The 22052-nt window shown below is 71.3% G+C and carries 17 protein-coding genes; 9 read left to right on the top strand and 8 right to left on the bottom strand.

The features are described 5' to 3' along the window. The first annotated feature begins 155 nt into the window (after positions 1 to 155). The 5 genes from lpdA (at position 156) to AB0447_RS34370 (ending at position 7760) form a co-directional block, all read left to right on the top strand. Positions 156 to 1544 carry a dihydrolipoyl dehydrogenase gene (gene lpdA / locus AB0447_RS34390; RefSeq protein WP_366480862.1) on the top strand — a complete coding sequence of 463 codons (1389 nt, stop codon included), beginning with the start codon at positions 156 to 158 and terminating at the stop codon, positions 1542 to 1544. A 53-nt stretch (positions 1545 to 1597) separates the two neighbouring features. Next, positions 1598 to 3385 (top strand): 2-oxoglutarate dehydrogenase, E2 component, dihydrolipoamide succinyltransferase, encoded by a 1788-nt coding sequence (gene sucB / locus AB0447_RS34385; RefSeq protein WP_366480861.1) that lies wholly within the window; start codon positions 1598 to 1600, stop codon positions 3383 to 3385. 144 nt (positions 3386 to 3529) lie between these two features. Beyond that, a complete protein-coding gene (locus tag AB0447_RS34380) occupies positions 3530 to 4153 on the top strand; it encodes a GntR family transcriptional regulator (protein ID WP_366480867.1) in 624 nt (207 codons plus the stop codon). A 244-nt stretch (positions 4154 to 4397) separates the two neighbouring features. After that, positions 4398 to 7082 carry a pyruvate dehydrogenase (acetyl-transferring), homodimeric type gene (gene aceE / locus AB0447_RS34375; protein ID WP_366480860.1) on the top strand — a complete coding sequence of 895 codons (2685 nt, stop codon included), beginning with the start codon at positions 4398 to 4400 and terminating at the stop codon, positions 7080 to 7082. A 159-nt stretch (positions 7083 to 7241) separates the two neighbouring features. Then, positions 7242 to 7760, top strand: coding sequence for a DUF4240 domain-containing protein (locus tag AB0447_RS34370; protein WP_366480859.1), 519 nt, complete (start codon positions 7242 to 7244; stop codon positions 7758 to 7760). Between the two features lie 11 nt (positions 7761 to 7771). Here the strand turns inward: AB0447_RS34370 and AB0447_RS34365 are convergent, their stop codons facing one another. Next, positions 7772 to 8542 (bottom strand): SDR family oxidoreductase, encoded by a 771-nt coding sequence (locus tag AB0447_RS34365; protein WP_366480858.1) that lies wholly within the window; start codon positions 8540 to 8542, stop codon positions 7772 to 7774. An 88-nt stretch (positions 8543 to 8630) separates the two neighbouring features. Here AB0447_RS34365 and AB0447_RS34360 point away from each other — a divergent pair, with 88 nt between their 5' ends. Beyond that, positions 8631 to 9290, top strand: coding sequence for a TetR family transcriptional regulator (locus AB0447_RS34360; protein WP_366480857.1), 660 nt, complete (start codon positions 8631 to 8633; stop codon positions 9288 to 9290). 1 nt (position 9291) lies between these two features. Here AB0447_RS34360 and AB0447_RS34355 read toward each other — a convergent pair whose 3' ends face one another. Then, a complete protein-coding gene (locus tag AB0447_RS34355) occupies positions 9292 to 13230 on the bottom strand; it encodes an ATP-binding protein (protein WP_366480856.1) in 3939 nt (1312 codons plus the stop codon). A 150-nt stretch (positions 13231 to 13380) separates the two neighbouring features. On the opposite strand from AB0447_RS34355, the gene AB0447_RS34350 reads away from it, so the two are divergent. Beyond that, positions 13381 to 14280: a hypothetical protein gene (locus AB0447_RS34350; protein WP_366480855.1), complete on the top strand. Its 900-nt coding sequence runs from the start codon at positions 13381 to 13383 to the stop codon at positions 14278 to 14280. A gap of 73 nt (positions 14281 to 14353) precedes the next feature. On the opposite strand, the gene glnA is transcribed toward AB0447_RS34350, so the two are convergent. Next, entirely contained in the window at positions 14354 to 15763 is a 1410-nt protein-coding gene (gene glnA / locus AB0447_RS34345; RefSeq protein ID WP_366480854.1) for a type I glutamate--ammonia ligase, read from the bottom strand. 186 nt (positions 15764 to 15949) lie between these two features. On the opposite strand from glnA, the gene AB0447_RS34340 reads away from it, so the two are divergent. After that, entirely contained in the window at positions 15950 to 16417 is a 468-nt protein-coding gene (locus tag AB0447_RS34340) for an RDD family protein (protein ID WP_366480853.1), read from the top strand. 126 nt (positions 16418 to 16543) lie between these two features. Here the strand turns inward: AB0447_RS34340 and AB0447_RS34335 are convergent, their stop codons facing one another. The 5 genes from AB0447_RS34335 to AB0447_RS34315 form a co-directional block, all read right to left on the bottom strand. After that, positions 16544 to 17242, bottom strand: a complete 699-nt coding sequence (locus AB0447_RS34335; protein WP_366480852.1) for a DUF4191 domain-containing protein — start codon at positions 17240 to 17242, stop codon at positions 16544 to 16546. Between the two features lie 10 nt (positions 17243 to 17252). Further along, positions 17253 to 17450: a hypothetical protein gene (locus AB0447_RS34330; RefSeq protein WP_366480851.1), complete on the bottom strand. Its 198-nt coding sequence runs from the start codon at positions 17448 to 17450 to the stop codon at positions 17253 to 17255. A 216-nt stretch (positions 17451 to 17666) separates the two neighbouring features. Then, the gene (lipA, locus tag AB0447_RS34325; protein WP_366480850.1) at positions 17667 to 18614 is read right to left on the bottom strand and encodes a lipoyl synthase; all 948 of its coding nucleotides are present in this window, start codon (positions 18612 to 18614) and stop codon (positions 17667 to 17669) included. A 109-nt stretch (positions 18615 to 18723) separates the two neighbouring features. Next, complete coding sequence (gene lipB, locus AB0447_RS34320; protein ID WP_366480849.1) at positions 18724 to 19533, bottom strand: lipoyl(octanoyl) transferase LipB; 810 nt, start codon at positions 19531 to 19533, stop codon at positions 18724 to 18726. Between the two features lie 53 nt (positions 19534 to 19586). After that, positions 19587 to 19901, bottom strand: a complete 315-nt coding sequence (locus tag AB0447_RS34315) for a hypothetical protein (RefSeq protein WP_366480847.1) — start codon at positions 19899 to 19901, stop codon at positions 19587 to 19589. Between the two features lie 173 nt (positions 19902 to 20074). Here AB0447_RS34315 and AB0447_RS34310 point away from each other — a divergent pair, with 173 nt between their 5' ends. Continuing rightward, a complete protein-coding gene (locus AB0447_RS34310) occupies positions 20075 to 21520 on the top strand; it encodes a regulator (protein ID WP_366480846.1) in 1446 nt (481 codons plus the stop codon). Positions 21521 to 22052: the final 532 nt, after the last annotated feature.

Here is a 22052-nt window from a genome sequence, read left to right as displayed (position 1 = left end):
CTGGGAAGCCCGGGGCCGCGGTGTTTGTTCGGTCATGCGAAGATGGGTCCTCGGCAGGACAGGGCCCCCACCACAGGGCCGAAGATAAGCGGCCGATTACCAGCCGCCGCCCGGTCACGGACCGGTGCCCGGCGCACATGCATGGAGGACGTGACGTGGCGAACGACGCCAGCACCGTTTTCGACCTAGTGATCCTCGGCGGTGGCAGTGGCGGTTACGCCGCGGCTCTCCGCGCATCCCAGCTGGGTCTCGACGTTGCCCTGATCGAGAAGAACAAGCTCGGCGGCACCTGCCTGCACAACGGCTGCATCCCCACCAAGGCTCTGCTGCACGCGGGCGAGATCGCGGACCAGGCCCGCGAGGCCGCCCAGTTCGGCATCAAGGCGTCCTTCGAGGGCGTCGACATCGCGGGCGTCCACAAGTACAAGGACGAGGTCATCTCGGGCCTGTACAAGGGCCTGCAGGGCCTGGTCGCCTCCCGCAAGGTGACCTACATCGAGGGTGAGGGCCGCCTCTCCTCCCCGACTTCCGTCGACGTGAACGGCCAGCGCATCCAGGGCCGCCACGTCCTGCTGGCGACCGGCTCCGTCCCGAAGTCGCTGCCGGGCCTGGAGATCGACGGCAACCGCATCATCTCCTCGGACCACGCGCTGGTCCTGGACCGCGTCCCCGAGTCGGCCATCGTGCTGGGCGGCGGCGTCATCGGCGTCGAGTTCGCCTCGGCGTGGAAGTCCTTCGGCTCCGACATCACCGTGATCGAGGGCCTCAAGCACCTCGTCCCGGTCGAGGACGAGAACAGCTCCAAGCTGCTGGAGCGCGCCTTCCGCAAGCGCGGCATCAAGTTCAACCTCGGCACCTTCTTCGACAAGGCCGAGTACACCGAGAACGGTGTGCGGGTCACCCTCGCCGACGGCAAGACCTTCGAGGCCGAGGTGCTGCTGGTCGCCGTCGGCCGCGGCCCGGTCTCCCAGGGCCTGGGCTACGAGGAGCAGGGCGTCGCGATGGACCGCGGCTACGTCCTGGTCGACGAGTACATGCAGACCAACGTGCCGACCATCTCGGCCGTCGGCGACCTCGTCCCGACCCTGCAGCTGGCGCACGTCGGCTTCGCCGAGGGCATCCTGGTCGCAGAGCGCCTGGCCGGTCTGAAGACCGTCCCGATCGACTACGACGGTGTGCCGCGCGTGACGTACTGCCACCCCGAGGTCGCCTCCGTCGGCATCACCGAGGCCAAGGCCAAGGAGATCTACGGCGCGGACAAGGTCGTCGCCCTCAAGTACAACCTGGCGGGCAACGGCAAGAGCAAGATCCTGAAGACCGCGGGCGAGATCAAGCTCGTCCAGGTCAAGGACGGTGCCGTGGTCGGCGTCCACATGGTCGGTGACCGGATGGGCGAGCAGGTCGGCGAAGCCCAGCTGATCTACAACTGGGAGGCTCTGCCGGCCGAGGTCGCGCAGCTCATCCACGCGCACCCGACGCAGAACGAGGCCATGGGCGAGGCCCACCTGGCCCTGGCCGGCAAGCCGCTGCACTCCCACGACTAACAGTCACGGGCGCGACGACCACTTCCGCACATTCGTTAGGAGCAACTGAAACCATGGCGGTTTCCGTAACCCTTCCGGCGCTCGGAGAGAGCGTGTCCGAGGGCACTGTCACCCGCTGGCTGAAGGCCGAGGGAGAGCGCGTCGAGGCCGACGAGCCGCTGCTCGAGGTGTCGACCGACAAGGTCGACACCGAGATCCCCTCGCCCGTCGCCGGCATCCTGGCCTCCATCAAGGTCGCCGAGGACGAGACCGTCGAGGTCGGCGCCGAGCTGGCCGTCATCGACGACGGCTCCGGCGCGCCGGTCCCGGCTGCCGCTCCGGCCGCCGCCGAGGCCCCCGCTCCGGCGCCCGCCGCCGAGGCCCCGGCCGCCCCCGCACCGGCCGAGACCCCGGCCCCGGCCCCGGCCGCCGCTGCGGCTCCGGCCGCGTCCGGCACCGATGTCGTGCTGCCCGCGCTGGGAGAGTCCGTCACCGAGGGCACCGTCACCCGCTGGCTGAAGTCGGTCGGCGAGACGGTCGAGGCCGACGAGCCGCTGCTCGAGGTCTCCACCGACAAGGTCGACACCGAGATCCCCTCGCCGGCCGCCGGCACCCTGCTGGAGATCCTGGTGGGCGAGGACGAGACCGCCGAGGTCGGCGCCCGTCTCGCCGTGATCGGTGCCGCCGGTGCGGCTCCGGCCGCGCCCGCCGCCCCGGCCGCTCCGGCCCCGGCCGCCGCTCCGGCTCCGGCCGCTGCCGCCCCGGCTCCGGCCCCCGTGGCCGCTCCGGCCGCGCCCGCCCCGGCTCCGGCCGCGGCTCCCGCCGCCCCGGCTCCGGCTCCGGTCGCCGCCGCTCCGGCTCAGGCTCCGGCTCCGGCTCCGGCCGCTCCGGTCGCCGCCCCGGCTCCGGTCTCCCCGGCCGTCTCGGGCGACGAGGGCGCGTACGTGACCCCGCTGGTGCGCAAGCTCGCCTCGGAGTCCGGCGTCAACCTGAACACGGTCACGGGCACCGGCGTCGGTGGCCGTATCCGCAAGCAGGACGTCCTGGCCGCCGCCGAGGCCGCCAAGGCCGCGGCTGCCGCCCCGGCGCCGGCCGCCGCTGCCGCTCCGGCCGCGAAGGCTCCGGCCGCCGCGGTCTCCGAGCTGCGCGGTCAGACGGTCAAGATGACCCGCATGCGCAAGGTCATCGGCGACAACATGATGAAGGCGCTGCACTCGCAGGCGCAGCTGTCCTCCGTGGTCGAGGTGGACATCACCAAGATCATGAAGCTGCGCGAGCAGGCCAAGGGCTCCTTCCTGGCCCGCGAGGGCGTCAAGCTCTCCCCGATGCCGTTCTTCGTCAAGGCCGCGGCCCAGGCGCTGAAGGCCCACGCGGTCATCAACGCCCGGATCAACGAGGACGAGGGCACCATCACCTACTTCGACTCGGAGAACATCGGCATCGCCGTGGACTCCGAGAAGGGCCTGATGACCCCGGTCATCAAGGGTGCCGGTGGCCTCAACCTGGCCGGTATCGCCAAGGCCACGGCCGACCTGGCCGGCAAGGTCCGCGGCAACAAGATCACTCCGGACGAGCTGTCCGGCGCGACCTTCACCATCAGCAACACCGGTTCGCGCGGTGCGCTGTTCGACACCGTCATCGTGCCGCCGAACCAGGTCGCCATCCTGGGCATCGGCGCCACCGTCAAGCGTCCGGTGGTCATCGAGACCGCCGAGGGCACCGTCATCGGCGTCCGCGACATGACGTATCTGACGCTGTCCTACGACCACCGTCTGGTGGACGGCGCGGACGCCGCCCGCTACCTGAGCGCCGTCAAGGCGATCCTGGAAGCGGGCGAGTTCGAGGTCGAGCTGGGCCTGTAACGAGCCTCACCTTCGGCGCCCCCGTTCGGGATACTCCCGGGCGGGGGCGCCGCCGTATTGTCTACGCATCAGTACCCGCTTCGCCGCCCCGCATCAGTACGCTCATCACGACCCTGCGCGAATCCAGGAGATGAAACCCCGATGATCACGCCACCCGTGGTGCATTCGCTCCGCGAGCAGATCCGCGAGCACATCGTGGAGGGCATCGTCAGCGGGCGCTGGAAGCCCGGTGAGCGCATCGTGGAGCGCCGGATCGCCGTGGAGCTGGAGGTCAGCCAGACGCCCGTACGGGAGGCCCTGCGCGAGCTGGAGACGCTCCGGCTGATCGAGTCGGCGCCCAACAAGGGCGTCCGGGTGCGGAACCTGTCGGCGGCCGACCTGGAGGAGATCTACCCGGTCCGGGCCGGTCTGGAGCAGATCGCGGCCGAGCTGGCCGCGCCGCGCCTGGCGGCCGACTGCAGTGCCCTGGAGCCGCACGTGGCGGCCCTGTGGGAGGCCGACCGGGCGGGCGACGGTACGGCGCAGGTGCGCCACACGGTGGGCTTCCACCGGGAAATGGTGCGGGCGGCCGGGAACAGCGTGCTGCTGCACACCTGGGAGAGCCTGGGCATCGAGGTGTTCACGGCCCTGTCGATCCGCTGGCTCGGGACGGTCCAGAAGTCCTACGCCGAGGAGCACGAGGCCCTGATCGAGGCGTTCCGTACGCAGGACCCGGAGATCGGCCTGCTGGTGAAGCGGCACGTGCTGGGCTGTGCCCCGCGGGCATGAGGCGTGAGGTGCATGAGGTCCCGCGGCTCGATTGTCCGAGTTTGCCCGGCACTGGGTGCCTCTTTTCGCGGCACGCAGTGCCGACTTTCGTCTGACAGACATTTTTTGGACACTTTTCTTTGATCGATCATCGATCAGCGCCTTACAGTCGTCGACGGACCCCAACCGGGTCCATCGACCCTGTCCTGCCAGTCAGGGTTCCTTTCTTCACCACCCTCCTTAGTCCGGAAGGCGGCGCACACCGATGTCCGACCCCGTAGGAAAGCTTCCGAGCGAGCTCGACCAGCTCCCGGACCGCGACTCCGAGGAGACCGCCGAATGGGCGGCCTCCCTGGATGCCGTTGCCAAGGCCGCCGGTACGCGCCGCGCCGAGTACCTGCTCCGCCGTACCCTCCAGCACGCCGAGGCCGCCGGCCTCGCGCTGCCCAAGCTGCTGGAGACGGACTACGTCAACACCATCCCCACCGCCGCGGAGCCCGAGTTCCCCGGTGACGAGGAGATGGAAGCCAAGATCACCGCGTGGAACCGCTGGAACGCGGCCGCGATGGTCACCCGCGGCTCCAAGTACGGCGTCGGCGGCCACATCGCCACCTTCGCCTCCGCCGCCTGGCTCTACGAGACCGGCTTCCAGCACTTCTTCCGGGGCAAGGAGGCCGACGGATCGGGCGACCAGCTCTACATCCAGGGCCACGCCTCCCCCGGCATCTACGCCCGCGCCTTCCTCGACGGGCGCATCTCCGAGCAGCAGCTCGACAACTTCCGGCAGGAGTCGGGCGGCAACGGCCTCCCGTCCTACCCGCACCCCCGGCGGCTGCCCTGGCTGTGGGAGTTCCCCACGGTCTCCATGGGCCTCGGACCGCTCTCCGCGATCTACCAGGCGCGGTTCAACCGCTACCTGCAGAACCGGAACATCAAGGACACCTCCAACTCGCACGTCTGGGCCTTCCTGGGCGACGGCGAGATGGACGAGCCCGAGTCGACCGCCGCCCTCGCCCTGGCGTCGCGCGAGCAGCTCGACAACCTGACCTTCGTCATCAACTGCAACCTACAACGCCTCGACGGCCCGGTCCGCGCCAACTTCCGCGTGGTCCAGGAGCTGGAGGCCCAGTTCCGCGGCGCCGGCTGGAACGTGGTGAAGACCCTGTGGGGCACCGCCTGGGACGAGCTGTTCCAGCTCGACACCACGGGCGCCCTGGTCCGCCGCCTCCGCGAGGTCCCGGACGCGCAGTTCCAGACGTACGCGACCCGCGACGTGGCCTACATCCGGCAGCACTTCTTCGGCGTCAACGCCGAGCTGGTGCAGCTCGCCGGGGTGCTGTCCGACGCGAAGATCGCCGAGTGCTTCCACACCTCGCGCGGCGGCCACGAGCCCCGCAAGGTCCACGCCGCGTACAAGGCCGCCCTGGAGCACAAGGGCGCGCCGACGGTCATCCTCGCGCAGACCGTCAAGGGCTACACCCTGGGTGCCGGGTTCGAGTCGAAGAACGCGAACCACCAGATGAAGAAGCTGACGATCGACGAGTTCAAGGACATGCGCGACCTCCTTGGCCTCCCGATCCCGGACAGCGCCTTCGCCGACGGCCGGGTCCCGTACGGCCACCCGGGCGCGAACAGCCCCGAGGTGCAGTACCTCAACGAGCGCCGCGCGGCCCTCGGCGGCCCGGCCCCGGCCCGCAAGGTCCACCACGTGGCCCTGCCGGCTCCGGCCGAGCGCTCCTTCGCCCCGCTGCTCAAGGGCTCCGGCAAGCAGGAGATGGCCACCACCATGGCCTTCGTCCGGCTGGTCAAGGACCTGATGCGGGACAAGGAGACCGGCAAGCGCTGGGTGCCGATCGTCCCCGACGAGGCCCGTACCTTCGGCATGGAGTCGCTGTTCCCGTCGGCCGGCATCTACTCGCCGCTGGGTCAGACGTACGAGCCGGTCGACCGCGACCAGCTGATGTACTACAAGGAAGCCAAGGACGGCCAGATCCTCAACGAGGGGATCACCGAGGCCGGCGCCATGGCCGACTTCATCGCCGCCTGCACGTCGTACGCGACGCACGGCGAGCCGATGATCCCGTTCTACATCTTCTACTCGATGTTCGGCTGGCAGCGCACCGCCGACCAGATGTGGCAGCTCGCCGACCAGCTCGGCAAGGGCTTCATCGTCGGCGCCACGGCCGGCCGCACCACCCTGACCGGTGAGGGCCTGCAGCACGCGGACGGCCACTCGCACCTGATCGCGTCCACGAACCCGGCGTCGCTCAACTACGACCCGGCCTTCGCGTACGAGATCGCGGTGATCGTCAAGGACGGTCTGCGCCGCATGTACGGCGAGACGCCCGAGGACGTCTTCTACTACCTGACGGTCTACAACGAGCCGAAGCCGCAGCCGGCCATGCCGGAGGGTGTGGAAGAGGGCATCGTCAAGGGCCTCTACCGCTTCAACACCGCCGCCGACCTGGGCGAGGCCGCCCCGGCCGCGGACGCCGCGAAGATCCAGCTGATGGCTTCGGGCACCGCGATCCACTGGGTGCTGGAGGCGCAGCGGCTGCTGGCCGCCGACTGGAACGTGGCCGCCGACGTGTGGTCCGCCACCTCCTGGGGCGAGCTGCGCCGGGACGCGCTGGAGTGCGACGAGGCGCTGCTGCGCGGCGAGGTCCGCACGCCGTACGTCACCCGCGCCCTGGAAGGCGCCCAGGGCCCGGTCCTGGCCGTCTCCGACTGGATGCGCCAGGTTCCGGACCAGATCAGCCAGTGGGTGGAGCAGGACTACACCTCGCTGGGCACGGACGGCTTCGGCCTGTCCGACACCCGTGAGGGCGCCCGCCGCCACTTCGGTGTCGACGCGCAGTCGATCGTGGTGGCCGCGCTGGCGCAGCTCGCCCGCCGCGGCGAGGTTCCGGCCTCGGCCGTGAAGGAGGCCCGGGAGCGCTACGCGCTCTGAGCCCTCCCCGGTGACGCGTGAAGCTCGACGTGTGACGGTCGACGTGTGACGCTCGACGCGTGAAAGGCCGGTGTCCGCCCCCACTCGGGGGTCGGACACCGGCCTTTCGCCGTACACGCGGTGGCGGGCGGCCCCCGCACCCGTGATGCTGGAGCGGTGATGGACGAGACGGAGTTCTGGGAGATCGTCGACAGTACCCGCGAGGCCGCCGAAGGCGACCCCGAGGAACACGCCGAGCTGCTCGTCGAGCGGCTGACGCAGCTCGACCCGGACTCCGTCCTGGACTTCGCGCGGCACTTCGAGTCGCGCTACAACCGGGCGTACACCTGGGACCTGTGGGGCGCGGCCTGGGTACTCCTCGACGGGGCCAGCGACGACGCCTTCGACTACTTCCGGTGCTGGCTGATCGGCCAGGGCCGGGAGGTCTTCGAGGGCGGCGTGCACGACCCGGACCATCTGGCGGAGCTGCTGGGCGAGTTCGACGAGGAGATCGACGGGGACGGCGAGGAGCTGGGGTACGCGGCGGACGAGGCGTACGAGCAGCTGACCGGGGTGGTCGCGCCGGACCTGGGGATTCCGGTGCAGGCGGCAGAGCCGGAGGGCGCTCCGCTGGACTTCGAGGACGAAGCCGTCCTGGCGGAGCGGTTCCCCCGGCTCTGGGAGCGCTTCAGGGCTTAGTGCCCCAGGGCTCAGTGGTGCGTGCCGCCGTCGATCCGGATCTCGGTCCCGGTGATGAAGGCGCCGTCGTCCGAGCCGAGCATGGCGACGACCCCGGCGACGGTCTCGGGCCCGGCGAAGCCCTGGCCGATGGCCGGGGCCAGCTTGGCGAACAGGGACCAGTCGGTGTCCTCGGGCAGGCCGGGGCCGGAGCCGGTGGTCATGCCGCTCTCGATGGAGCCGGGCGCCACGCAGACCACCCGCAGGCCCTGCTTGCTGTATTCGGCGGCCAGTGCGTGGCTCATGGACTGGATGCCGCCCTTGCTGGCCGCGTACGCGGACATGTAGGGGTGGGCGAAGGACGCCGAGGTGGAGCTGAAGTTGACGATGACGGGCTTGTCGCCGGCCAGCAGCGCGGCGAGGGACTCGCGCACCATGAGGAAGGTCCCCGTCAGGTTGACGGATATGACCTTGTTCCAGAACTCCAGGGTGGTCTTGTGCGTGTGTTCGGACCGCAGGATGCCGGCGGCGTTGACCAGTACGTCGATCCCGCCGAGCGCGTCGACCGCGCCGGCCACGCCTTCCTTGACCGCGTTCTCGTCGGAGATGTCGAGCGGGGCGGTGGTCAGCCGCTCGCCCGCCCCGGCCGCGGCGGCCTGTTCGGCGGTGGCCTTGAGCCCGGCCTCGCTCACGTCGACCGTGTGGACCCGGCCGCCCTCGGCGAGGATGCGGTGGACGGTGGCCCGGCCGATGCCGGAGCCGCCGCCGGTGATGAGGACGCGACGTCCTTCGTAACGGTTCATGTGCCGAGCGTACCGAGGCCACGACACGTTTTGCCATAGTGACAAAGAATGCAATTGCCTCCGGCAACCAGGAGTACCCTTTCCCCTCGTGAGATCCCCTCGTCCGTACTCCCCCCAGGCCGGCCCGGGCGCCCAGTCGCTGACCGAGCGGCGCAAGGCCGCGACCCAGCTCGACATCGCCCGCGCGGCCTGCGAGCTGTTCGCCGCACACGGCCCCGACGGCACCACCGCCGAGGACATCGCGCATCGCGCGGGCGTGGCACTGCGTACGTTCTACCGCTATTTCCGCAACAAGCAGGAGGCCGTGGCCCCGCTGCTGGCGGGCGGCGGCGACGAGTGGCGGGCCCTGCTCGCCGAGGAGCACCCCGGCACCCCGCTCTCCGAGGCCCTGGAACGCGCCGTCACCCGTTCCCTGACCGGCCCGGTGGCCGTCGCGGAGGGCCTGGAGTGGACCCGCGGCCTGCTCCGTGCCTCGGTCGACGACCCGGCCCTGCGGGCCGTCTGGTACCGGGTCAACCAGGACTCCGAGGAGGACCTGGCCCCGATCCTCACCCGCCTGGCCGGCCCCACCGCCGACCCCCTCCGGATCCGCCTCCTGGCCGCGGCGGCCACCGACGCGATCCGCGTCTCCCTGGAAGTCTGGTCCACCACCGACGCCCCGGCCTCGGGCCCCGGCTCCCCCGCCGAACTGGCTGTCCGCTCCCTGCGGGAACTGACCCGGGGGATGTCGATCCTGTCCGGCTCCTGACTCAGGCCCGGGGCACCCGCGCGAGGGCGGCCCGGATGGTGTCGGCGGGGTCGGGGACGTCGATGCCGAGCCGCCGGAGGAGGCCGACGACCTCGCCCAGGGTGGTGCCGCGTTCCCGGGCCGTCTGGTGGAGGTACTCGAGGGGGTAGGAAGCCGCCGTCGGCACGTCGTCCCCCTCCAGCCGGTCCACCCCCAGGAGCCTCCAGGCCTCGCGTTCGGACAGCCCTTCCGGCAGGGCGCGGTGCGACAGCGGCATCCGGTAGGCGCGCATCCGGCCCGCCAGTACCGCCGGGGTGACGTGCAGCTTGCGCGCGGCGATCAGCACGTAGGCGAAGGGCACCACCGTATCCACGTCGAGCGCCCACCACGGGAACGGGCTGCCGTCGTCGAGCACCTCCCGGTCCAGGTCGGTGGGCCGCTGCGGGACCTCCAGCGGGATCTGGAACCCGTACGCGTGCAACCGGGCGATGCGGCGGCGCATCGCGTCCGGTGAGCTCCAGGCCCCCTCGAGTACGTCGACGTAGGAGAGGCGGGACGCGGGATCGAGGTAGCCCTCGTAGGCCCCGTTCCTCAGGTCGGCGAGGTCTTCCTGCACGGCATCGGCCGGAAGGCGGGGACCGCGGAAGCCGAGTTCCGCCAGCCGGGCCAGGACCTCCCCCGGCTCCGTCTCCAACCGACCCGCCACATACAGGACATGACCGGGCGGCACCAGACGGGACCTCTCCAGCCACCGCCGCGACTCGTCCCCGTGGACAGCCAGCAGCACCTCGAGTTCCTCCGAGGGGTGCTCCGGCAGCCCGGCCGGGTCCGCTCGGAGGCCGTGGTCCGCGAGCCGTCGGCACACCTCGGACACGGTGAGGCCGAAGTCCAGGCTCGCCGCGACCACGTGCCCCGGGGGCACTTCGGAGCCGGGCATGAAGCATTTGCGGTTGGGGCCGGTCGGCACCAGACGCACCAGGGGCTCCTCGTCCGCCGCCATGCACATGTCCTCGACCTCCGCGGGAACCTCGCATCCGAAACTCCGCAGGAACTCGGCTGTTCCGGCCACCCCCATCCTGGTGTGCTCGACCGCGGACAGGAGGGTGTCGGTCGTCGCCGGGCCGCCTCCCGGGGAGATGGCGTCGTAGGTGGCGAAGACATGGGTGTCAGCGCTTCTGAGCGAGGCTCCGTCGGCCCAGTTGAGGGGGGACAGCTCGGGATAGCCGAGGGCTGCCGCCTGCATCGCCACCTGTCGCGGGTCCTGACGGAAGAGCTCGGCCGTGCGGGCGATGTCGTCGAGGGTCACAAGGAGCCCGCTCCCGCGGTACGGTTTGGCCCGCAGCAGGACCTGGTCGGAGGGAAGAGCCTTCCGGACCTCTCCCAGGTCCCCGATCTCCGGGCAGCACTCCAGCAGTTCGGACAGCGACCCGCGCGGGCCGTGGGCAAGGATCCGCCACAGGTAGATGTGGTCCGGTGCCTTCTCGAGCCCCTCCATATCGGTCTGGCTGGTGTAGCCCAGGCCGCGCGTGCCCAGGACGAGACTGGCATCGGCCAGGAAGAAGCCCGCACTGCCCTCGCCGAGCACCACTCCTCCGGCCGGCACCCGCCGTCCGGCCGCCCCCAGGGCGGATGCGACGGTGTCGGCCAGGGGTGCGCTCCCGGCTGCCACGCGGCACAGCCAGTCGTAGTCGGGCAGGTCCGGCTCGCCCTCCGCCTGCGCCAGTACGGCGGCCGCCCCCTCCAGCAGGGGCTGCACGACCGGGGCGACGTCGTCGAGCACGTTCCTGCGGTCGACCGACAGCCGGGCCGGGGACCAGGGGCCGGTCAGGTTCACCACTGCGCCCATCAGGCCCTGGCGGCCGGACGCGTTGAGGAAGCCGGTGCGCCCGACCGGTTCCACCACCAGGCCGTCCACGAGAAGCGCACCCCCCTCCTCGCACCACAGGACGTGAACACCGTCAGGGGCACCGCCCCACTCCAGCACCCGGCCGGATGCCGACAGGCCGAATTCGCTCCCGCCGTACGGAGCCGGCGCGCGCCCCTTGAACCGTCCGGGATGCCAGACGGCATCGACACCGTCGTACTCCGCCGTCGTCTCGAACTCCGCGATCCCCAGCAGCCGCTCCAGCACGTCCACGCAGGACCAGCCCTCCGGGACCAGTCCGGGCCGGAGCCGCAGCCGGACCGTGGTTCCCGGCTCCCGACCGCGCCGGGACTTCCGCACGATGCGGAAGAGGTGCGCCGGCCCGCAGATCGAGACCCCGTACACGGGGCCGAGGGAGCCGTCCGGGGCCATCCGGCAGGTGGTGACCTCGATTTCGTCGGCCAGCATGAAATAGCTGAGCACCCCGATCCCGAACCGGCTGTTCGGGTGGAGGGTCACCGGCGGGTCCAGCGCCTCCCACGCGGCGCGTTCCAGCTTGAATTCCAGCTGTTCCGCGAACCGCGCGCCCGCCTGCGCGAACACGCCGCGCAGCTCGGCCTCCCCCATGCCGACCCCGTTGTCCCGGCACTCCAACCAGGTGTTGCCCTCGTCGTCCGTCTCCTGGACGAAGGCGATCCGCCCGGTGTACGGCTCGCCGCCGCCCGGCAGCGGATCCGTACGGTCCAGGTACTCGCTGCGGGCCCGCCGGTAGCGGCAGGCGTCCAGGGCGTTCTGGTAGAGCTCCCGGACCGCGAGGTCGCGGTCCTTGTACAGCTCGATGCCCATGGCCAGATCCCGGAACCGGCGGCCGTCGCTGCGGAACCGCGCGTACCCGTCGAAGGTTCCCGCGGCCGGGACGACACCGTCCGCCGACAGCCGGGCCGGCAGCGGGGGCACCGTCTGGGTGACGCGCTCACGGACGGTGCGCCGCACCGCGTGGAGGAGTTCGTCGACGCGGCCGACGTACTCCCTGACGCCCTCCACCACGGCTTCGTGCCCGCACTCGGCCCGCAGCACCGGCAGCTCCGCCGAGCCGCCCCAGCTCGCCCGCTCCAGGGTGGTCCGGAGGGCCGCGAGGTCCACCGGGTCGGGGATGGCGAGATGCTCGGCGACGATGCCGGGGAGCAGTGCCGGCTCCGCGGACATGCCGTACGCGAGGGCGGCCAGCAGCATCAGGCGCTGTTCCCGGAGTTGCTGGGGCCCGCCCGCGCCGGTGCGGATCCGGTCGTCGGCGGCGAGCCGGTCCAGGAATTCGGGATGGCAGACGTCGGGGCCGCGGCGCAGCCCTTGGAGGAGGGCGGTGACGCGGCGGGCGGCGAGGGCCTCGCCGAACCAGGCGGCGGGCTCGCCGAGGCCGCCGATGAGGGCGGCGGGCGAGCCGGGGTCGGAGAACTCGCGCTGCGCGACCAGCCACCGGTGGAACAGCCACCAGCCGACCTGCGGCTCCGCGTCGGGGGTGCGCAGGGCCCGCTGGACCAGCGTCTGGTCCTCGTCCAGGAAGATCTCGTACGCGCGCCGTCCGCGGCCCGCGTCCGGGTCAGAGCGCAGAGTCCACGGCCGGACCTCCCCGACCTCGGCCGCCGCCCGGCCCAGGTAGTGGACCCGGTGCAGGAAGGGCAGCAGCACCAGCACCGCCGCCTCGGCGGGGTAGAGGTCGGGCTCCGCCCCGGCGAGCAGCAGCTCGGTGCACTCCAGGAACCGGACGGCGACGCCCGGGTCCCACCAGGGGTCCTCCGTCACCGCGCCGCCGTCCTCCAGCCCGTCCCGCAGCCGGGCCAGCTCCGCGGCCAGGGCCGCGGCCCGCCCGCGGTGCGCCTCGAGGGCGGCGGCCCAGCGCTGCGGCACCTGCTCCCACACCGCGGACCCGGCGGCCCGGCGCACCCAGGGATCACCGTCGTCGGCGGCCGGGACCGCCGGGGCGGCGGCCCCGGGGTCGCCGAAGGTGAGCCCGTGGATGGTGTCCGCCTGCACCACGATGCCCACCCGGGCGTCGCCCCCGATGCTGTTGTGCGTGGCCCGCCGGTCCTCTTGGTCCACTCCGCCCCCTTCGCCGGTGGGGACAAAACCTTAGAGGAGCGGGGCCCGGGGGGCCGCCCTACGGTGGAAGTACAGGTACGACCAGAAGGTGCCCAAGGTCACCTGCCCGACCACCGCGCCGTGAGCAGGTCGAGCACGCGGGAGGCAGTCATGCACCGCAGATTGCGCCGCGCCCTCGTGGCTGCGCCCTTCGCAGCCTCGATCGCGCTCTCACCCCTGGCAGCGGCGGCAGAGCCGTCGGCCGGTACGGCCCGCGCGCCGGCCGTCGGCAAGTGCACGCTGGTGACGGACGACTTCAACCAGATCCAGACCTGGGTCACGGGCTGGGAGCCGAACCAGAAGTTGTTCTGGAGCCCCAACAACTCCGCCCCGTTCCAGGTGGACGAGAACGGGCAGTGGGACGGGTTCGTCACACCGGACGATCCCACGAGGGTCTACTACGGCCCGACGGAGCAGGAGAGCGTGCCCTGCGTGCCCGGCCCGAAGCCCGGGCTCCCGGCGGACGCGATCGGCACGTGCAAGATCGAGAAGACCGAGGACACCCGGGCCGGAACCCCGCTGGTGAAGCTCACGCTCGAGGGGTGGAAGCCGGAGACCAGGCTGTACGTGCTCGTCGACGGCCAGAAGCAGGCGATCCTGCGCAACGGGAACACGCCCATGCTGATCCCCGCCGACAGGGCCCCCGCAGAGATCTACTACGGGGAGGACGGAAAGGAGTCCGTACCGTGCACGAAGGGCCCCGGAGTCGGCACCGAGCCCGGGAAGGAGCCGAGCGCCGGCACCTGCACGGCGGAGAAGGCCCCGGCGACGAACGGGCAGCGGAACGACTCCCGGCTGACGGTCAAGCTCCAGGGGTGGAAGCCCGGCCAGTCCCTCGACCTCGACCCGGGGCCGAGGGTCACGGCGGACAAGTCCGGTAACGCGACCACGACCGTGCAGCTGCGCGGATCCGGGCAGCTCAAAGTCGTCTTCACGGCGGAGGACGGCAAGAGGGGCTCCGCACCCTGCACGCAGACGGTACCGAAGAACAGCGTGCCCCAGCAGGGCTGAGGCCCACAGCACAGCGGCCCCGCCGCTCTCCGGGATGGTCTCCGGGGAGTGGCGGGGCCGCTGCTCGCGCTGTTTAGAGGTCGAAGTAGAGCTCGAACTCGTGCGGGTGCGGGCGCTGGGCGATCGGGGCGATCTCGTGGGTGCGCTTGTAGTCGATCCACGTCTCGATCAGGTCCGGGGTGAAGACACCGCCGGCCAGGAGGTACTCGTGGTCGTTCTCCAGGGCGGTGAGGACCGCGTCCAGGGAGGTCGGGACCTGCGGGACGGCCGCGTGCTCGTCGGGGGCGAGCTCGTAGAGGTCCTTGTCGATCGGCTCCAGCGGCTCGATCTTGTTCTTGACGCCGTCGATGCCGGCCAGCAGCAGGGCCGAGAAGGCCAGGTACGGGTTGGACGACGGGTCCGGGGCGCGGAACTCGACGCGCTTGGCCTTCGGGTTCGAGCCGGTGATCGGGATGCGCATGGCCGCGGAGCGGTTGCGCTGCGAGTACACCATGTTGACCGGGGCCTCGAAGCCCGGGACCAGACGGTGGTAGGAGTTCACCGTCGGGTTGGTGAAGGCGAGCAGCGACGGGGCGTGCTTGAGGATGCCGCCGATGTAGTAGCGGGCGGTGTCCGACAGGCCCGCGTAGCCGGCCTCGTCGTAGAACAGCGGGTCGCCGTTGGCCCACAGCGACTGGTGCACGTGCATGCCCGAGCCGTTGTCACCGAAGATCGGCTTCGGCATGAAGGTCGCGGTCTTGCCGTTGCGCCAGGCGACGTTCTTCACGATGTACTTGAAGAGCATCAGGTCGTCGGCCGCGGCGAGCAGCGTGTTGAACTTGTAGTTGATCTCGGCCTGGCCGCCGGTGCCGACCTCGTGGTGCTGGCGCTCGACCTGGAGGCCCTGGGCGTCCAGCTCGAGGGAGATCTCGGCGCGCAGGTCGGCGAAGTGGTCGACCGGGGCGACCGGGAAGTAGCCGCCCTTGTAGCGGACCTTGTAGCCGCGGTTGTTCTCCTCGGAACCGGTGTTCCAGGCGCCGGCCTCGGAGTCGATGTGGTAGAAGCCCTCGTTCGCGGAGGTCGCGAAGCGCACGCTGTCGAACACGTAGAACTCGGCCTCGGGGCCGAAGTACGCGGTGTCGGCGATGCCGGTGGAGGCGAGGTACGCCTCGGCCTTCTTCGCGATGTTGCGCGGGTCGCGGCTGTAGGCCTCACCCGTGATCGGGTCGTGGATGAAGAAGTTGATGTTCAGCGTCTTGTCGCGGCGGAACGGGTCCAGGCGCGCGGTGGTGATGTCGGCGCGCAGAGCCATGTCGGACTCGTGGATGGCCTGGAAGCCGCGGATCGAGGAGCCGTCGAAGGCGAGCTCCTCCGCCGGGTCGAATGCCCGAGCCGGGATGGTGAAGTGCTGCATCACACCAGGCAGGTCGCAGAAGCGGACGTCGACGAACTTGACGTCGTTCTCCTCGATGTACTGCTTCACTTCGTCGGCGTTCTGGAACATCCAACTCCTCCTACTCCCACCCCGGGGCAGGGACGGGCTTTTTATAGCTCGTGGTGCGTCAGTGCGGTGCCGCACGCTGACCCGACCATAAGCAGACGGGATTTCTCAAGCATGACCCATTTGTTTCGCACAAGTTAACCGGGGTCCCGCCGAGGGTGCCGAAGGCGCCACGGGTACCGTGGTCGGGTGGACAACAGGCAAGCAATCGGATCCTGGCTCTCCGGCCCCCGTGCGGCCGCGGAGAACATGGGCATCGACCTCGGCTACCCGGGCGAGCAGCTCGGTCTGCCGCAGCACGGTCCCGGCTCTGTGGCCCGGTTCGGACGCCGGCTGGGCGGGGTGGCCATCGACTGGATGGCCTGCCAGCTCATCGCATACGGCCTGATCACAGGCGGGGACTGGGCTGCGGCGGGCAACTGGACGCTGGCGCTCTTCGCCGCCCTGGCCGTGCTCACGGTCGGCACGGTGGGCTTCACCCCGGGCAAGCGGCTCGTGGGCCTGCGGGTCGTCTCGGAGGCCGGCGGCCGGCTGAGCTTCCCGCGGGTGCTGCTCCGTACGGTGCTGCTGGTGCTGGTCGTCCCGGCGCTGATCTGGGACCGGGACGGGCGGGGGCTGCACGACCGGCTGGCCCGCGCGGTCCAGGTGCGCATCTGAGCCGTCCGAGGGTCGAATATGTCACGTACGTGAACTGCGAAGATCAGCGCGAAGAGGGGCGCCCCGGAGCCGAAAGCTCCGGGGCGCCCCTCTGTGTCGTGCGTGTCGTCGTATACGAAAAGCAGGTCAGCGCATCTTTCCGCCGCGCGGCATCCGCATGCCCTTCGGCATCGGGCCCTTCGGCAGCGGCATGTTGCTCATCAGGTCGCCCATCGCCCGCAGCTTGTCGTTGACCTGGGTGACCTGCGGGCCGGCCAGGACGCGCGGCAGCTTCATGAGGGTGGTGCGCACCTTCTTGAGCGGGACCTCGCCCTCCCCGGTGCCGACGATGATGTCGTGCACCGGGATCTCCGGCATGATCCGGGCCATCTTCTTCTTCTCGGCCGCGAGCAGGGTCTTCAGCCGGTTCGGGTTGCCCTCGGCGACCAGCACGATGCCGGCCTTGCCGACCGCCCGGTGGACGATGTCCTGGTTGCGGTTCATCGCGACGGCCGGGGTGGTGGTCCAGCCACGCCCCACGTTGTCCAGTACGGCCGCGGCCGCTCCCGGCTGGCCCTCCATCTGCCCGAAGGCAGCCCGCTCCGCGCGTCGCCCGAAGACGATCGCCATCGCGAGGAAGGCCACCAGGAAGCCCAGGATGCCCAGGTAGACCGGGTGGCCGATCAGGAAGCCGATCGCAAGGAAGACACCGAAGGTGACGATTCCCACGCCCGCGATGATCAGACCGATCTTGGAATCGGCCCGTCGGGTCATCTTGTAGGTCAGGGCGATCTGCTTCAGTCGCCCGGGGTTCGCAGCAGTGTCTGCGTTTGACTTCCTCGCCATACGACGAAGTTTACGTGGCCTGCGGCGTCCGGGTAGCCACGGCTTCGAGTGCATGCTCGGTTTCGACCCGGTCCTGGGCCCGGCGGCGGTCCTCCAGGACGGCGGTCCAGGCGTTGCGGCGGGCGCCGCGGATGAGCAGCGACTCGATGCCACGGATGGCGTCGCCAAGGGTCGGGACGGCGATGGCGCGGACGGGCGCGGCCTGCATGGTGATCCCTCTCTCGGTGCTCTCGTTGCTGTGCGTGGACCCAGCATCACTGATGGGTGTTACCAGGGCATGACTAGTCGGTCAATCACCTATGAAACATTGACGCGGCCCGCCAGGCTCTTCCTTGAATGAGCCTAGGGGCCGCGCCGATGCGGTGTTACCCGTTGGTAAGACTTTGTGCGTCAATTCACACAGTCGGTGAGGGCCCGCGAGACCTCAGACCGCCGCACGCTTCTCCATCGCCTGCCCGTACAGCCGACCCGCACGGTACGAGGAGCGAACGAGCGGCCCGGACATGACGCCCGAGAAGCCGATCTCCTCGGCCTCCTTCGCCAGCTCCACGAACTCGGCCGGCTTCACCCAGCGCTCCACGGGGTGGTGCCGCGGCGAGGGCCGCAGGTACTGGGTGATCGTGATGAGCTCGCAACCTGCCGCGTGCAGGTCGCGCAGCGCCTCGCTGACCTCCTCGCGCTCCTCGCCCATGCCGAGGATCAGGTTCGACTTGGTCACCAGGCCGTACTCGCGCGCCTTGGTGATCACCTCGAGCGAGCGCTCGTAGCGGAAGCCGGGGCGGATCCGCTTGAAGATGCGCGGCACCGTCTCCACGTTGTGCGCGAAGACCTCGGGCCGGGAGGCGAAGACCTCCTCCAGCAGCTCCGGAACCGCGTTGAAGTCGGGGGCCAGCAGCTCGACCTTGGTGTGGCCGCCCTCGCGCCCCGCCGTCTGCTGGTGGATCTGGCGCACGGTCTCGGCGTACAGCCAGGCGCCGCCGTCCGCCAGGTCGTCGCGCGCGACGCCGGTGATGGTGGCGTAGTTCAGGTCCATGGTGACCACGGACTCCCCGACCCGGCGCGGCTCGTCGCGGTCCAGGGCCTCGGGCTTGCCGGTGTCGATCTGGCAGAAGTCACAGCGCCGCGTGCACTGGTCACCGCCGATGAGGAAGGTGGCCTCGCGGTCTTCCCAGCATTCGTAGATGTTCGGACAACCGGCTTCCTGGCACACGGTGTGCAGGCCTTCGCTCTTCACGAGGCTCTGCATCGCGGTGTACTCGGGACCCATCTTCGCCCGGGTCTTGATCCACTCGGGCTTGCGCTCGATGGGGGTCTGGCTGTTCCGGACCTCCAGGCGCAGCATCTTGCGTCCGTCGGGTGCGACTGCGGACACGACCGGCTCCCTGTGACTTTGATTCCTCGGCGCCCACCAGGGTACGCCCGTAATTTCGTACGCTCTTACGTCGGCCAACCTGGCGGTGGCCGGACGCATTCCCCGCCCGCTAGGCGCCGGCGGCCGGCTCGATCTCGCGCGGCCGCAGCTCGGCGTTCTCCAGCACGTCCTTGAGGTGCCGTTCCACGACGGGCAGCACCTCCCCGATGGTGATCTCGCGGCCCAGCTCGTAGGAGAGCGAGGTCACACCGGCGTCCCGGATGCCGCAGGGCACGATCCGGTCGAACCAGGTGTTGTCCGGGTTCACGTTGAGCGCGAAGCCGTGCATGGTGACGCCCTTGGCGACGCGGATGCCGATGGCGGCGAGCTTGCGGTCCTCGCGGCGCTGGCCGGCGTTGGACGGGGCGTAGTCGGGGCCGTTCAGCCGGGGGTCGAACTCTTCGTCCTGCAGTCGCGGGTCGAAGTCCAGGGACAGCCCGCCCACGGCCGGACGCTGCTCTGCGCTTTCGGTCGCGTCGCCGAGCACCCACACCCCGCTCCGCCCCTCGAGCCGGGTGGTCTCCAGGCCGAATTCGGCGGCGGTGCGGATCAGTGCCTCCTCCAGGCGGCGGACGTGGGCCACCACGTCCACCGGGCGGGGCAGCTTCATGATCGGGTAGCCGACCAGCTGGCCCGGGCCGTGCCAGGTGATCTTGCCGCCGCGGTCCACGTCGATGACGGGGGTGCCGTCGAGCGGGCGCTCGCTGTCGGCGGTCCGGCGGCCGGCGGTGTAGACGGGCGGGTGCTCCAGCAGCAGGCAGGTGTCGTCGATCTCGTCGGCGAACCGGGCCGCGTGGACGCGCCGCTGCTCTTCCCACGCCTCGCTGTACTCGACCATCTCGGGCCCGAAGCCCAGACGGACAAACCGCAGCTCAGTCACCGCAGCGCCTCCTCGTTGAACCTGCTGAAACCTGCCGTGTGCACGTATCGCACTCAGCAAGGGTACGGCGGCGGCTGTTTCCGCTTCCTGCGGCCCCGTGGCAGGTCCGGGTCCTCGTCCGCGCGCGGCAGCCGCCGGTGGCCCTCGGAGTGGTCGTTGACCCAGCCGCACACCCCGCAGGCGTAGCGCCCGTCCAGCCCGGCGATGAGCGTGCCGCAGCGCCGGCACTCGGCCTCGGTGAGCTCCGGGGCGGGCAGCGGGGCCGTGGACTCCGGAACGAGCTCCTGAACGGGCTCGGGAACGGGATCCGGGACGGGCTCGGGGACAGGCTCCGGGATCGGTTCCAGCTCGGGGGGCCGGCGGGTCATGAGGCGCAGCGTACGCGGGGGGAGGGGGGTCGTCCGTAAAGAGCCGTGCAGATTCTGCACACGATCGGATGAATGTGGGGCAGAGAGGGCGGCGGAAGGGAGGTTCGCCGCTACATTCACGCCGTTCACAGGGCCCGTGACCGGCCCGTCACGTCAGGAGACCGTGGAAGCTGATGACGGAACGACCTGCGCAGCGCGTCCCCAACCGGCAGCTCGCGGCGCTGATCGCCGAAGCGGGGTTCTCCAACGCCGGGCTCGCCCGCCGGGTCGATCAGCTCGGCCTGGAACACGGTCTGGATCTCCGGTACGACAAGACGTCCGTGACCCGGTGGCTGCGGGGGCAGCAGCCGCGCGGCACCACGCCCGCCCTGATCGCGGAGGTGTTCACCCGGCGGCTGGGCCGCCGGCTGTCGGCGCAGGACCTCGGCCTGGACGCGTGCGCACCGGTCTACGCCGGGCTGGAGTTCGCCGCCACCCCGGAGGAGGCGGTGGACATCGCGAGCGGGCTGTGGCGCAAGGACTCCGGCTCCCACGCGGAACTCCGGAAGATCGCGTTCACCCCGGCCGGGCTGGTGGTCCCCAGCCGGGACTGGCTGATCGGACGGGCCGACGAGCGGGTCGGCCGGGGGGAGGTGGCGGCGGCCGGGTCCCGGATCCCGGTGCAGGGCGGCCGGACCTCGGTGCCGCGGCAGCGCCAGATCGACCGGGGGCCCGGGCAGCGGGTCACCGGCGGGGACATCGCGGCGCTGCGGTCGGTGGGAGAGCTGTTCCGGACCCTGGACCAGGCGTACGGCGGCGGACACGCCCGGCAGGCCCTGGTGCGGTACCTGGAGCACGAGGCGGAGCCGATGCTGCGGGGCACCTACGGGGAGACCACGGGCCGCCGGCTGTTCGCGGCGGCCGCGGACCTGACCCGGCTCGCGGGCTGGACCTCGTACGACATCGCGGCGCACGGGCTGGCCCAGCGGTACTTCGTGCAGGCGCTGCGGCTGGCCCAGGCGGCGGGCGACCGGCCGTACGGTTCGTACGTCCTGGTCACCATGAGCCGCCAGGCGGTGTACCTCGGGCACGGGCGGGAGGCGGTGCAGCTGGCCCGGGTCGCCCAGCAGGGCGTCGGCTCCGGGCCGCCGCCGGTGGTGCAGGCGCTGCTGCACTCGGCGGAGGCGCGGGGGCATGCGGTGCTCGGCGAAGTCCGGGCGGCAACGGCCTCCCTCGTGCGCGCGGAACGCTCCCTCGGGGCCGCCCGGCCGGGGGACGACGTGCCGCACTGGGCGCGGTTCTTCGACGAGGCGCAGCTCGCGGACGAGTTCGGGCACTGCCACCGGGACCTCCAGCAGTACCGGGCCGCGGCCCAGCACGCGGAACGCTCCCTGCAACTCCGCTCCCCGGGCTATGCCCGGTCCCGCCTCTTCTGCCGCGTCGTGCTGGCGACGGCGCGGCTCGGGCTGGGGGAGCTGGAGCAGGCGTGTGCGTTGGGGGCGGAGGCGGCGCAGCAGGCGATGGAGATGCGGTCGGTGCGGGCGGTGGAGTATGTGCGGGACTTCGAACGCCGCCTGGAGCCGTACCGCGACGTGGCAGCAGTCCGCCAATACCGCGACCGAGTCGCCTCCCTGAACTGACCCGCCGGGCACCTCCGGCCCTGCTGGCCCACCTCCGGGCTTGCCGGCCCATCCCCGGCCTGCCGGCCCATCTCCGGGCTTGCCGGGCCGCCTCCGGCCTTGCCGGGCCCTGCTGGCCGGGGGTGCCGCGCAGCGGCAATTCCAGCCGCCGGGCCGCGCCTCAGCCCCGCCGGAACACCCCAGCCCCGCCGGGCCCCCTCCAGCCCCGCCGGCGTTTGAGGCGCGGGGGTCCGGGGGCCGGCCCCCGGCAACGGCGCCGCACCCGGACCCGGCACCTCCAGCCCCGCCGGGCACCTCCCCCCGCCAGGCCTTACGGCTGGGGTGCCGCAGGCAACTCCAGCCCCGCCGGCGATTGAGGCGCGCGGGCCCGGGGGCCGGCCCCCGGCAACGGCGCCGCACCAGGCAGGGCGGCCGCTGCGCGGAGCTGTTCCCCACCCCGCCCCTTCCCGAACTGGGGCTCCGCCCCAGACCCCGCTCCTCAAACGCCGGAGGGGCTGGGTAGCGCTCCGACCCCGGCGGGGCTGGGTGGGTG

The organism is Streptomyces sp. NPDC051211 (assembly GCF_040689505.1).
Lineage (GTDB): Bacteria > Actinomycetota > Actinomycetes > Streptomycetales > Streptomycetaceae > Streptomyces.
The sequence above is the reverse complement of the archived record's forward strand: the minus strand, read 5'-3'. Positions and strand labels throughout refer to the sequence as shown.